Raw genomic sequence first — 13,498 nt, 5'->3', positions numbered from 1 at the left:
CCCCACCGGTCGGGCAGCCGCCACGATGCGTCGCGCGGACAGACCTCCACCGCGCCCTGGTTTCCCCACCGGCCGACGCGCCTCCCGGCAACCGGGGCAGCACCTGCTTCCCTGGGGGACGACGGGGCACACCTCCCTGCCCTACGCGTCGTCCGAGGGGCTGTCGGACCAGGTCAGAGGCGGTCGGCGGCTCGGGGTGGTGAGGTTCGGGATTTCCGGGGCACGAGAGTCGACAACCATGGGAGGTAGTCGTGTCGCTTGATCGGATCGGGTTGGCGGAGGTACTGGGGGCGGCGGAGGCCGCCGCACCGGTGGAGTCGCTCGCCGTCGTGGCCCGGAACCTGCGCGACCGGTTCGGCGCCCGGTACGTGTCCTTCCTCTTCGTCGACGTCGTGGGTCAACGTCTCCTGCGCGTCAACGACACCGAGGAGACCTACCGGACGGAGCGCGCCGAGCAGGTCCCCCTGGCGGGCAGCTCTTCCTACGACGAGGTCCTGCGCACGCAGGAGCCCGTACTGGCGGTCGAGGACGGGCAGGGGCAGCGCGTGCTGGTCCCGGTCACCCACCGCGGCGACAGCATCGGGGTCCTGGAACTCTTCCTCGCCGATGTCACCGACGAGGTGCTGGTCCAGGTCGAGGAGGCCGCGCACGCGCTGGCGTACATCATCGTCACCGACCGCCGCTTCACCGACCTCTACCACTGGGGCAACCGCACCACCAAGGTGAGCCTGGCCGCCGAGATCCAGCGTCAGCTCCTGCCCTCGGCGGCCTCCTGCGAAGCCCCGCAGTTCACCCTCGCGGGAGCGCTCGTTCCCGCGTCCGACATCGCCGGCGACACCTACGACTACAGCCTCGACAATGACACCCTGCACCTGTCCGTCACCGACGCCATGGGCCACGACGTCAACGCCTCGCTCATGGCCACCCTCCTGGTCAATGCCTCCCGCGGAGCCCGCCGCGCCGGAGAACCCCTCGCCGAGCAGGCCAGGCAAACCCACCAGGCCCTCGTCGAACACGGCAGACGCACCTTCGCCACCGGGCAACTCCTGCGCATCCCCCTCGACGGCGGCACCGCCCAATTGGTGAACGCCGGCCACCCCTGGCCGCTCCGTCTGCGCGACGGCGCCGTCGAGGAGGTACGCCTCGCCATCAACATGCCGTTCGGCATCGCCCCCCACGGCGCTTTCCGCGTCCAGAACATCGAACTGAGCCCCGGGGACCGTCTCCTCCTGTACACCGATGGCATGCAGGATCGCGAGGCCTCGGACGTCGACCTGCCCGGGATACTCCGCAAGACCGCGGCCGAGCATCCCCGAGAGGTCGTACGCGCCCTGGTCACCGCGGTCAGTGACGCCTACGACGGGCGCCCCCCGCGCGACGACGCGACCGTCCTGTGCCTGGACTGGCACGGCCCCCGACCCTGACCGACCCGTCCGGGTGGAGCCCCCCGTGACGCGCCGCCGCACGTCGCCCCGCCCGTGCTCCGCGTGACGGCGGGGCGCCGCGACCCCGGACCGGTCGACCGGCGAGGGTCGCCGTGGCCCGCCTACGCCCCCACGGGCTGGGGGCGGCAGCGGTTCGAGCGAGTCGGGCGCAACCGGCGCAGCGCGACGGAAGGAGCCCCGATCGGCCCACCGGCCCCCAACTCCCATGTTTTCCAAGCACCTTCGAGGTCAGGGTGCCCGGCGGGCCGTCCGCGGGGGCTACTCCGACGCGTGCTCGGCGGGGGACGGCAGTGGGCCGGTCGGCTCATGTTGCGGTGGCGCAGGGCGCGGCGGTGGGATACGGGGTGCGCGCCTTGCTGATCGTCGGCTCACCGTCAGTGCTCGTTGACGGCTCTGGCCTGCCCCCGGATGAGGAACCGATGTCCCGCAGACACCTGCGCGCCGCGATGGTCGCCGCACTCGCCACCGGCACGCTCCTGGCCCCACTCCCGGCGTTCGCCGACGCGGGGAACATGACGTTTCTCCCGGCCGTACGTGCCGACGATCGCACCGGGCGCGACCGGGCGCGCCACGATCGTGGCGGCCAACGGTACAGGTGCCGCGTTCGTCAACGCATTCCGGATCACCGCCCCGAACCGTACGACGTTCGCCGAGCCGCGGTACTACACTTCACCGACTCGCAGGGCTCGATCCCCTGCACGGCATCGCCGAACAGCCGCCTGCTGACCTGCGACGCGGGAGCCGCGTCCAGTTTCAATTTCCCGGCGAATTCCCGTACCCGACTGTCGGTCGTCCTCAAGGTGGACGCGGACGCGCCTGCGGCCACGACCCTGGAGGGCGGCCAATGGGTGGTGGAGAACAACTACCCGGCATCCCCGGCCCTGTACGCCGTGAACACACCGGCCGCACCGCTGAAGGGCGACAAGGGCGACCCCGGTGCGAAGGGTGACACCGGGGCCAAGGGCGCCAAGGGCGCCAAGGGCGACCCGGGGACGAACGGGAGCAACGGCGCCCCGGGGCGCGACCGGCCCGCCGGGCGCGAAGGACGACCCGGGCGCGGCCGGCGCCACCGGCGCGGCAGGCGCGAAGGGGGACAAGGGGGACCCGGGCCAGACCGGGGCGAAGGGCGACACCGGCGCCACCGGCGCGCAAGGGCCTGCTGGTTCGGTCGGTCCCAGGGGTGAGACGGGCGAGCGCGGACCGGTCGGTGCCGCTGGTGCTCCTGGTGCTCCTGGTGCTCCTGGTGCGACGGGTGCTGCGGGAGAGGCGGGTGCGCCGGGTGTGAAGGGTGATACGGGGGCGCCGGGTGTTGCCGGTCCTCGTGGGCCGCAGGGCGAGGTGGGGGCTACCGGCGCCAAGGGTGATCCGGGTGTTCAGGGGCTCCAGGGTGCCCGGGGTGAGGCCGGAGCGACGGGCGCCGCAGGCCCCAAGGGTGACACCGGCAGCACCGGCCTGGCCGGGGCACGAGGCGAGATGGGCCTCCAGGGCCCTGCCGGAGCCCGTGGCCCTCAGGGCGAGCAAGGCCTGGCCGGTGTCAACGGCCAGAACGGTGCCACCGGCCAGGCTGGGCCCAAGGGCGACAACGGAACCCCTGGCCGCCAGGGCGAGCGTGGCGAGACCGGTCCGCAAGGTCCTGAAGGAGCCCAGGAGCCCAGGAGCCCAAGGGCCGCAGGGACACACGGGTGCTGACGGGGTGGCTGGGCCCTCCGGGCCCCGAGGCGAGCAGGGTGCGGCCGGGCCGCAGGGCATTCCCGGACCGAGTGGAGACGATGGCCCGGCGGGTCCCGCCGGGCAGGCCGGAGCCAAGGGCGAGCAGGGTGAGGCGGGCCGGGTCGGCCCGCAAGGTCGGCGCGGTGATCAGGGTGAGACCGGTTCGGCGGGCGCGCAAGGACCGGCCGGAGCTCAGGGCCCGGCCGGGCCGCAGGGTGTTGCCGGCAGCCATGGTCCGGCCGGATCGAAGGGCGACGACGGCGAACCCGGCGTGATGGGCCCGGCCGGACCCGCCGGTCCGGCGGGTGCCAAGGGGGAGCAGGGCGACCCCGGTTTGTAGGGCGACCTCGGTGACCGGGGCGACGCCGGACCGCAGGGCCCGGCCGGGGTCCAAGGACCGGTCGGCCCAAAGGGAGAGTAGGGCGAACCCGGCGCCCGGGGAGAGCAGGGCCTCACCGGCCAGGCAGGACCCGACGGCCCGGTCGGCCCGGTCGGCCCGGCCGGGTCGACCGGTGCGGACGGCGAACCGGGACCCGCCGGCCCCGCCGGTCCCGCGGGCCCGAAGGGCGAGCTCGGCGAGCCCGGACTCCGAGGCGACCAGGGCGACAAGGGCGACAAGGGCGACAAGGGAAACAGGGGCGAGAAGGGCGAGAAGGGCGACGCCGGGGTGTGCGAGAAGTGCGCTCACCACCACAAGGCCAAGGTCGTTTCCCACGGACCGCTCCCCGTCCACTTCGGCCCGCACCGCACCAACAAGACCGTCGCCACCGTCCAGTCGGGGACGGTCGTGGCCGTCACCTGCAAGGTGAAGGGCGAACTCGTCGGCGACAACCAGCTCTGGTACCGCCTCGCGGACGGGCGCGGCGGGATCGCCGCCCGCTACGCCAGGAACCTGGGCGACATCCCGTTCTGCGGTTGACCCCTTGAGGTGGCCCGCCCCGGACCCGCCCCGGACCCGTCCCGGCACGGGCCCGGGGCGGGCCACCGCGCACCCGTAGCCGCTCCGGGGCCCGCGTCCGCGGGGGTTGGGCTGCCGGGATGTTCTGGAAACGGCTCGGGGAACCGACGGCTTCGGGTGTGGCACGCGGGGCAGGCGCTGGGGCCGTGGCGGCATGCGTGTCGGCCGACCCCGTCACGGACGTCGAGCCGGTGGAGCTGCGTCCGCCCGAGCCGTGGGATCCGGATCTGCCGTGCGCGCGGCTGCCGGTCCACAACGGCGGGGAGCGGCCGATGGAGCTGTTCATCGAGCCGTACTGCTTCAGCGAGCCGCTGGAGGCGGACCAGCGGGTCACGGTGATCACCCTGGGATCCTCCGAGGACCCGAACCGGCCGTGGTCCGGTTCCCGCGACCCGCTCGAACCGTTCCATGTGGACTACTACCCGGACATGTTGGTGGTCTGGCCCAACGGCGGGACGTGCATCGTGGTGGACGCGGACGGGAACGAGCTCTTCCGATCCTGAGGTCCACCCAGGGCGCCCGACCGGCTGGGCCTCACGAAGGCCGGCAGGTCCGGCTCGCCGGTCACCGGTCCGCCACCCCTGCGCGGCGATCATGTCGGCGGGACGGCGACCGGTGCCGCCACCGGGTGACGTGCAGCCGACAGGTCGCCGTCCTCTCTCGCGATCCCTACCGTGGCCGGCTCCGGAGGGACAGCGTCCCGCTCCACTCCATGGCGCCGGCCGAGCGGCCCACCATGATCCGGTAGGTCCCGGGCTCCGTGCGCCAGGCGCCGTCGGGTTCCGACCAGTACCGCAGGGCGCGGGCGGGGACCTCCACGACCGCCGTGACCGAGGCTCCGGGTTCCGCGTGGACAGCGGCGTAGCCGGCGAACCATCGGACCGGACGGTCGACCGGGGCCGGCGGGCCGCTCAGATACACCTGCACGACCTCCCGGCCCGGCCGGGAGCCCGTGTTGCGCACCGGCACGCGGACCGTGAACGTGGATCCTTCCCCGACCTCGGCCGGGGCTCGCACCGTCCCGTACTCCCACGTGGTGTAGCCCAGGCCGTGCCCGAACCAGTAGGCGGGTGCCCGGGCGGACAGGAGCCAGGCCCGGTGGCCGACGTGCAGGCCCTCGCCGTACACGAGCCGGCCGTCGACGGGGTGTACGTGGGTGACGGGTGCGTCGGCCAGGCGGGCCGCCCAGGTGGTGGGGAGCCGGCCGCCCGGCTCGACGTCCCCGAAGAGGACGTCGGCGAGCCCGGCTCCGGCCTCCTGCCCCGGGAACCAGCCCAGCAGGACCGCGCCCACCTCCTCGCGCCAGGGCAACTCCACCGGGCCGCCGCTGTTGACCACGGCGATCGTGCGCCGGTTGACCTCCGCCACGGCGCCCACCAGCGCGTCCTGGTGGCCGCCCAAGGAGAGGTCGTCGCGGTCGTGGCCCTCGGTCTCGGTGTGTTCGGTGGTGCCGACGACCACGATGACGGCGTCCGCTTCGCGGGCGGCCCGCACCGCGGCGGCGAGCGCGGTCGCCGCATCGGGCTCCGGCGGCGCCGCGGCGACGATGGTGGCGCGCCCCGCACCGGGGACCAGTTCACGCCGGGCCGTCAACAGGACGGGTTCCGTGGTGTGCAGGGTCGCCCGGACCGTGTGCAGGGGCGGGTTCACGTGGACGACGGCCGGGTCGTCGGTGGTGCACGGGAACGCGCCGTCCAGCAGGACGCGTCCGCCGAGGGTGACGCTCATACGGCCGAAGCCGCCCACGCCGAAGGTCCATTCCCCCGTCGCCCGGGGCCGGACGAGGGCGCTGATCTCCACCGTCCGGGCCCCGGGGGCCACCGGCGGCTCCAACTGCGCGCCGGACGAACGGTGTTCCGCGTGGAGCTCGCGGCCTGCCTCGTCCAGGACGCGCAGCAGCACACCGGGCGCTCCCGAACGGGGATCGCTGCACCAGTCGGTGCCGAGCGGCGCGGGGGGCACGCCGAGCCCCGGGCCGGGGACGTACGTGACCTGGGCGAGGCCCTCCAAACGGCCGCGGATCCCTTCGAGGGGGGTGACCACGTGCGGGGGGAAGACTCCCGCGCTGCCCCCGCCCTGAACCCGCGGCGAGGCGGCGTGCACGCCGATGACGGCGACCTTCGCCAAGGACGACGGGTCCAACGGGAGCACCCCGCGGTTGCTCAGCAGGACCGATCCGGCGGCCACGGTGCGCCGCAACAGCCTCCGTGTGTCATCCGGCCCGAAGGCCGCGGTCCTGGGGCGCCGATTCGCGGCGAGGGCTCCCACGCGTCCGGCCAGCCGCAGCAGGCGCCGCACCTTCTCGTCCACGGCCCCCTCGGGGACGTGGCCGTCCTCCACGTCCTGGACGAGGGAGGCTTCCCACGGGCCCTGCGGTCCGGGCATCGCCAGGTCGAGTGCGGCGAGGGCCGGTTCCCTGGACGAGCGCACGGCGCCCCAGTCGGAGACCACCACCCCGTCGAAGCCCCAGTGGTCCTTGAGGGGGTCGGACAGCAGCGCGCCGGCCGTCATGGTCGTGCCGTTCACCCCGTTGTAGCCGGCCATCACCAACCAGACGCCCGCCTCCACGGCGGCCTCGAAGGGAGCCAGGTACACCTCCCGCAGCGCCCGTTCGGAAACCCGTACGTCCACGAACATCCGCCCGGTCTCCGAGTCGTTCGCCACGTAGTGCTTGGCCGTGGCTCCGACTCCCGCCCCCTGGATGCCCCGGATCAGCGCCGCGCCCGTACGGCCCGTCAGTACGGGATCCTCCGAGAAGCACTCGAAGTGCCGCCCGCCCAATGGCGTGCGGTGCAGGTTCAGTGCGGGCGCCAGGACGACGTCCACGCCCTTGCGGACCGCCTCGGATGCGAGCAGACCCCCCAGCTCCTCGGTCACGCCGTCGTCCCACAAGGCGCCGATCGCGGAGGGCGAGGGCAGCAGGGCGGAGGTGCGCCGTTCGTCCCAAGCCTCTCCTCGTACGCCGGCGGGACCGTCGGACATGACCATCCGACGCAGCTCGACGGCCGGCTCCTCGGCGGTGCGCCAGGTGGTGGCACCGCTCAGCAGCCGTACCTTCTGCCGCAGATCGAGCTTTCCCAGCAACAGTTCGATCACGTCGTCGTCGGTCATTCCCACCCCGGTCACATCGGTCATTCCCACCCCGGTCACATCGATCGCCCACCACGAGGGAGAGCGCTCTCCGAACTTTTCTCCGCGAGGAGGTCCACGTCAAGCCCCCTCGGCCGGCCGACACCGGCGCACGCGGGAAGGCCCGGTCGCCCCGCGTACGGGACGAGGCGACCGGGCCCTGCGCCGTACCCCCGGACTCAGGGCAGACGGTGGTCGGCGTTCAACACGGTGCCGCGTTCGGGCCGGTACAGGTCGAAGCCGCGGGTGTCGCACTGCAGGCCGCCGACGATGCAGTGGTCGACCAGGGCCTTGAGGGTGCGCTCCTCCCACGCGTTGAAGAAGTCGTAGTGGAAGGAGTAGCCGCGACCGCTGGCCAGCCGGACCTGCGACATGTCGCCGTTCACCGGCCACGCCATCTTGAACTCGATCATCGGCAGGGCGACGGGGTGGGAGGCCGGGCACATGTTGTCGTTGGTGCCGGGCTTGACGACCGGGTAGGCCATGTGGCTCTTGTGGTCGGGTGTGTCGAGGTACAGGCCGTTCCAGCAACTGGGGGCCTGCATGCGCAGGTTGAGCTGCACGTCGGGTCGGCTCGGGCAGCTCGCCGGGATGTCGGTGTTGAAGAAGCTGTCACCGCATTCCCAGCCCTCGACGAAACCCTTGTGGCCGCGGAACTCCTGCGCGCTCTGCAGCGGATTGCCGACGACGTAGCGCAGACCCTTGGGGAAGGGCCGCACGCTCCGGTAGTCGGTCACGCCCGCCTTGTAGTAGATGACCTGCGGGCCGACGGGCAGGATCTTCTGGTCGCCCTTGTACAGCGAGGGCATCCAGTACGCCGAGGCATCCGCGGGCGCCTTGCACGTCGTGTTCCCGCCGTGGAGCGAGCCGGTGGTGCTCGCGGCGTTGGTGGAGGTGTTGCCCATGAACGTGTGGTCGTGGGACTTGCCGAACTGGCCCGGGTAGACGATCGGGTCGTCCGGTGCCGTGTGGGTGACGGCGCAGCCGGCCTGGAACTCGTGGTGATAGGCCGGGGGCGGGGTGTCCGTGGACGGGGTGACACCGGTGACCTGGGGCACGGCCGGGATGTAGCCGTCCCCGTCGGGGTCGTCGCCCGACGCCTGGGTGGACGCGGCCATGGAATGCCCGCTGTGGACGCCGACCGCCGGGGGAGAGGCACCACCCGGGTCCCCCGCGTTGGCGATCGTGCCGATGCCCAGGGCACCGGCGACGAGCGCGGTGCCGAGGAGGACCCCGGAGAGCCGTTTGGAGGTCAGTCTCATGAAGATCTCCTGACGGAGAGGTGGAGGTTGGTGTCGTGCTGTCGTGTTCCGGTGCTGTCGTGCGTGCGTGGGTGGCGGGAGGTGGCTCGCTCCCGCCACCCACGGTCCGGCCGTCGGGTGCGGCCGAAGTCGGCGCCGCGACGGACGTCCGCCGCGGAAGGGACGGCCGGTCGGGCCGTCCCGAGGGCTCGGGTCAGCCGTAGATGCCGAACTCGTGGAGCGAGTAGCCCCACCCGGTGCCGCGTGCGGTCAGGTACAACCGCACGTGGCGGGCCGTGGTCGCCACGTCGACCGTGTCGACGTCACCGTTGCCCGTCGTGGTGGTGTGGACCGTGCGCCACGTGGTGCCGTCGTCGGACACCTGAACCTCGTAGGACTTGGCGTAGGCGGGATCCCAGACCAGTTGGAGCTTGCGGATCGCCGTGGGGGCACCGAGATCGACCTTGATCCACTGCGGGTCGCTCCAGTCGCTGGCCCACCGGGTGCCGGTGTTGCCGTCGGTGGCGTTGCCCGCCGGGCACGGGCAGTCACCGTAGCCGGCTTGTGAGGAGGACGCGGTGGTGGGCTTGTTCAGGGCGACGTTGGTGCCGGTGACCGGCGGAGCGACGACCTTGACGGACTTGGTCTCGATGCCCGCGTTGCCACGTCCGTCCTCGGCCTGGACGTACACCTTCCACACGCCGAGCTTCTCGGGAGCGGTCACCGCGAAGGTCCCGTTGCCCGTCGCGCGCCACCGGGCCTCGACCAGACGCTTGTCGCCGTTCGCGTAGTTGCCGCTCAGGAAGATCTTGTACGTCAGGGGGTCGTTCTGCGGGTCCCTGATGTCGGCGCGGACGGTGAACTCACCGCCGGCCGGGGCCCGCGAGGCCTGGTCGACGACCATGTCGCTGATGACCGGCGGTGTGTTGTCGCCCGCGGTCGACCCGGTGTAGGCCTTCTTCACCGCGTAGTACGCCAACGTCCTGAGGCCGTCGGGCAGCAGGTTGAACCAGATCCCGCCGAAGTCGTGCTCGATGCCGTAGTGGAACATCGTGGCGCCCAGGGCCACGCCCTGGTGAGCGGTGATGCAGTTCCAGGCCTGGGTGTAGCCCTCGGCCTTCTGGACGTCGGTCTTCTGGTCGGGGATGCCGTTCGCGTCGTTCGGGACCTCCCACTCGCCGGCCGGGCCCGTCTCGGTGATGATGTACGGCTTGTCGTAGCCGCCGTCCACCCAGTCCTGCCTCACCCCGCAGATGTCGCCGTACGAGTTCATCGAGTACAGGTCGAGGTCGGGGGCGTTGCGCTTGTAGTACGGCCACGCGCCGGTCCAGGCGTCGGTCGAGGTGACCGGATGGTCCGGGTCGATGCTGTGTATCTTCTTGGCCACGTCGTTGACGAACGTGGTGTACGCGTTGCGCTGCGCCTCCAGTTCGCTGCCGCTGTAGCAGTTCTGCAGGCCGAGGACGGATTCGTTGCCGACGTTCCACATGAGCGTGGCCGGGTGCGACTTGTAGGTGTCCACCCACTTCGCGAACTCGGTCAGCATGGTGCTCTTGTAACCGGCGTCGGTGACGTAGTTGACGCAGCCGCCCGAGCCGGGGCCGCCGCCCGGTTGCAGCCAGAACCCGTTGATCACCCGCACGCCGTTCGCCGCGGCCGTGTCGAGCAGCGGCTTGCTCGACGCGTCCGTGCCCCACGTGCGGATGGTGTTGACGCCCATGGACTTCACGTCGGGCATGTACTTCGGGGCGTCGGCGAAGGACGGCCCCCAGGTGAGGCCCTTGACCGTGTACGGCTGCCCGCCGACGGTCAGCCCCCAGTTGCCCTGGGAGCCGGCCACGCGCACCGCGCCCCCGGGGCCCGGAGGATCCACCTGGGCCGAGCCGTACACCTGGAACTCCCACAGGGAGTAGCCGTAACCGCCGGAGCGGACCAGGCCGTTCATCCGCACGTAACGGCCCCTGCCGGAGACGGAGATCTCGTCGGTGCCGCCGTCGCCGCCGGTGACGGACCCGGCGGTGCGCCAGTTCGTACCGTCGTCCGAGACCTGGATCTCGTAGTTCTTGCCGAAAGCGCCCTCCCAGCTGAGGACGACACGGCTGAGGTCGCGGCTCGCGCCGAGGTCGACCTGGATCCATTCGGCGTCGCGCCACTGACTGGCCCATCGGGTGCCGGTGAGGTTTCCGTCAAAGGCGGCGGCCGCGGAATAGCCCTCGCCCTCCTGGGAGGAGGCCGTGGCCGGCTTCCCCTGGGAGAGCAGGGTCTCGGCAGCGACCGCGGCGGGAGGCGAGACGAGCGTCAGGGAGGACGCGAAGAGCGCGCCCAGTGTGGCGAGGGCGGCGACGCCGCGCTTGCTGCGCAGCGTGCTTCCCGTGGTGGGAGGGGGGAACATCACGGCTCCTGGAGTCAATGGCGGTGAGGACCGACCAGGTCTCCCGTCGGGGGAGTCCCGCCCGTGGGACGGCGCTCTCCGTTGCGACGGGCACGGCCGCGCCCGATGCCCGGGCCCTGCTCCGGACGGACGCGAAAGGGCGGGCTGGTCGATGGGTGTTCGGAGCCCCCGGGCCGGGGTGCGGAAGTCGGTTCACCCGGCCCGGGGGAGTCGGGCGCGGCCCCGTCGGGTCGGCGGGACCGTTCGAGCGGTGGAGCCCCCGGGCCGCGGCGGCAGGGCGGAAACCGGGCCCGGGGAGTGTGGTCCGGTTCCGGTGGGGCGCCGGAACCGGTGGGGGAGGCCGGACGGCTCAGGGGTACGAGACCACCGAGGAGGGGACCGTCGAGGTGCCGGCCGGGACCGTCGACGCCCCGGTCCCGTTGATGACGTGCTCGTAGTGGCCGTTGCCGCCGAGCGACACCGTCAGGAGGCTGTGGAACTTGACGCCCGGTGTGACGGGGGCCTTGAACCCGTGGTCCTGGCGGATGCTCGGGTCGACGTTGTAGTTGCAGTAGCTGCCCAGGCCCCAGGCCTCGTGGGTGGTCACCGAATCGTCGACCCGGTAGGCCGCGTAGCCCTTGGTGGCGCCGTTCTGGATCGCGGCCTGGTTCGGGGCGTCGTACGCCTTCTCGTTCTGGTAGAAGATCGTCCTGCCGCGTTCGCCGAACCACTCCACGTCGTACTTGTTGAAGTGCTCGACGAACAGGCCCGTGGCCAGGACGTCGTCACCGTTCACCCGGACCCCGTAGTCGGCGCGGTTGGTCTCCCAGCCGACGCCCTCGCCGTGGTCGGCACGCCACACCCAGGTGTGGTCGACGATGGTGTCGTCACTGTTGACGACCATGCTGGTGGTCGCCTTGCCGGCGCCCGCCCCACCGACGCGGATGTATACGTCCTGGACGGTCGTCGGGTTCGCTGCGTGGTCGGCGGAGGCGCCGGCCGGGCCGATTTCCAGGAGGGTCGGCGAGTTGACCGGTCCGGCGTCGATGAGGAAACCGGCGAGCCTGACCCCGTCCACGTCGGCGACCTTCATGGCCGTCACCCCGTTGTCCGGGATGATGGTGGCCAGGCCCAGCCCCAGCACGATCGTGCCGGGCCGGTCGACATTGATGGTCCGGTCGACGTGGTGGATGCCGGGCGTGAACAGCAGGTGCAGGCCCTGGGCGAGCGCGCGGTTGATGGTCGCGGCCGTGGCTCCGGGCTTGACCACGTAGAACTTGCTCAGCGGGACGGATTCGCCCTGCGGCGCACCGCCCGCCCAGGTGGTGCCGCGGGCGTTGGTGCGCTTGGCCGGCGCGAAGACCTTGTACTCGTCGCCGTCCAAGTAGAGGAAGGGCTTCTCGCGTGAGACGGGGGTGGTGTCGAGGGTGGTGTAGCGGGGCTCGGGGAACGCGTTGGCGGGAGCGCCCTCGACGCCCGAGAAGGTCATGTTCCACACGCTGTTGGTCCAGCCGCCGATCGTGCTGTCGCGGGTGTACCACTGCTGCTGCGAGTACGGGCCGACCGTGCCGTCGACCTTGCTGTCGGCGATGTAGCCGCCGCTGGCCCATCCGTATCCGGCGGGGGCGAGGTTGAGGTCGCCCTTCACGTGCATCCGGCGGAAGGAAGCCGCCTGGGACACCGCCCAACGGTTCGTTCCGCTGACCGGCTTGACGGCGAAGTTCTCCGCCGCGCGCCAGAAGTTCTGGGTGGCGTTGCCGCCGAACCAGCCGGCGTCCACGGTCACGTCACCGTTGAAGGTGGTGTCGTCCGGGTTCAGCCCGAGGCCGGCGATCTGGGTGTAGAAGCCGATCTGCGCGTTGATGTTGTTGTAGGTGCCCGGCTTGAACAGGAAGGCGTGCCGGCCGCTGCCGAACTGGGCCGACTCCTGCTCGCGGAAGACCTGGTCCAGCTTGTCCTGGATACCGGGCGTCGCGGGGTCGATGACGTGCACGTTGGGTCCGAGGTCGCCGCCGCCCGGCAGGGTCGGGCCGCCGTCGTCGCCGCCCGTGGCTCCGAACACCTTGAACTCCCAGAGCGAGTATCCGTAGCCGGTGGCCCTGGTGACGCCCTGCATGCGGACGTAGCGGGCGGTTCCGGTGATGTTCACGGTTTCGGTGCCGCCGGAGCCGGTGGCCGTGGAGTAGGCCGTGGACCAGTCGGTGCCGTTCGTCGACAGTTCGATCCGGTAGGCCTTCGCGTACGCGGCCTCCCATTGCAGGACGACCTTGCTCAGCTCGGCCGCGGCGCCGAGGTCGACCTGGAGCCACTGGGCGTCGGAGGCGGCACTGGACCAGCGTGATCCGTTGTCGCCGTCGACGGCGCCGGCCGCGGGAGTGCCGTAGTGCTCCTGGCTGGAGGCCGTCACCGTCCTGCCCTGGGAGAGCGGCGGCGTCTCGGCGGAAGCGGCCGGTGAGGACGGTGCCATCGCGAGGAGGCTGCCGAAGAGGGCGGTCGTGACGGCCCCCGCGATCCCCCGCCGGGTGGACGGAGGACGCCGTCGCCTCCGGGGCAACACGTCGATGGGTATGCCAGTTGGCATGGGTGCTCCTTAACGAACCTGAAATGGGAGAGCGCTCTCCAGACCTTGCCCGTAACGCGATGG

Annotated in this window: 7 protein-coding genes; 3 read left to right on the top strand and 4 right to left on the bottom strand. The window is 71.9% G+C overall.

The features are described from left to right. The first annotated feature begins 251 nt into the window (after positions 1 to 251). The 3 genes from ACZ58N_RS19105 to ACZ58N_RS19095 all read left to right on the top strand — a co-directional run bounded on the left by ACZ58N_RS19105 (position 252) and on the right by ACZ58N_RS19095 (position 4,616). Entirely contained in the window at positions 252 to 1,424 is a 1,173-nt protein-coding gene (locus tag ACZ58N_RS19105) for a PP2C family protein-serine/threonine phosphatase (protein WP_471160980.1), read from the top strand. A 2,398-nt stretch (positions 1,425 to 3,822) separates the two neighbouring features. Continuing rightward, positions 3,823 to 4,074 carry an SH3 domain-containing protein gene (locus ACZ58N_RS19100; protein ID WP_471160977.1) on the top strand — a complete coding sequence of 84 codons (252 nt, stop codon included), beginning with the start codon at positions 3,823 to 3,825 and terminating at the stop codon, positions 4,072 to 4,074. A gap of 197 nt (positions 4,075 to 4,271) precedes the next feature. After that, positions 4,272 to 4,616 carry a hypothetical protein gene (locus tag ACZ58N_RS19095; protein WP_471160974.1) on the top strand — a complete coding sequence of 115 codons (345 nt, stop codon included), beginning with the start codon at positions 4,272 to 4,274 and terminating at the stop codon, positions 4,614 to 4,616. Between the two features lie 166 nt (positions 4,617 to 4,782). On the opposite strand, the gene ACZ58N_RS19090 is transcribed toward ACZ58N_RS19095, so the two are convergent. From ACZ58N_RS19090 to ACZ58N_RS19075, 4 genes are all read right to left on the bottom strand, one after another. Continuing rightward, entirely contained in the window at positions 4,783 to 7,224 is a 2,442-nt protein-coding gene (locus tag ACZ58N_RS19090; RefSeq protein ID WP_471161436.1) for a glycoside hydrolase family 3 C-terminal domain-containing protein, read from the bottom strand. A 197-nt stretch (positions 7,225 to 7,421) separates the two neighbouring features. After that, complete coding sequence (locus ACZ58N_RS19085; RefSeq protein ID WP_471160972.1) at positions 7,422 to 8,504, bottom strand: DUF1996 domain-containing protein; 1,083 nt, start codon at positions 8,502 to 8,504, stop codon at positions 7,422 to 7,424. Between the two features lie 193 nt (positions 8,505 to 8,697). After that, positions 8,698 to 10,875 carry a discoidin domain-containing protein gene (locus ACZ58N_RS19080; protein ID WP_471160969.1) on the bottom strand — a complete coding sequence of 726 codons (2,178 nt, stop codon included), beginning with the start codon at positions 10,873 to 10,875 and terminating at the stop codon, positions 8,698 to 8,700. A 349-nt stretch (positions 10,876 to 11,224) separates the two neighbouring features. Next, positions 11,225 to 13,435, bottom strand: coding sequence for a discoidin domain-containing protein (locus ACZ58N_RS19075; protein WP_471160966.1), 2,211 nt, complete (start codon positions 13,433 to 13,435; stop codon positions 11,225 to 11,227). Between the last annotated feature and the right edge of the window lie 63 nt (positions 13,436 to 13,498).

It is taken from the genome of Streptomyces sp. NPDC040432 (assembly GCF_055595445.1).
The sequence above is the reverse complement of the archived record's forward strand: the minus strand, read 5'-3'. Positions and strand labels throughout refer to the sequence as shown.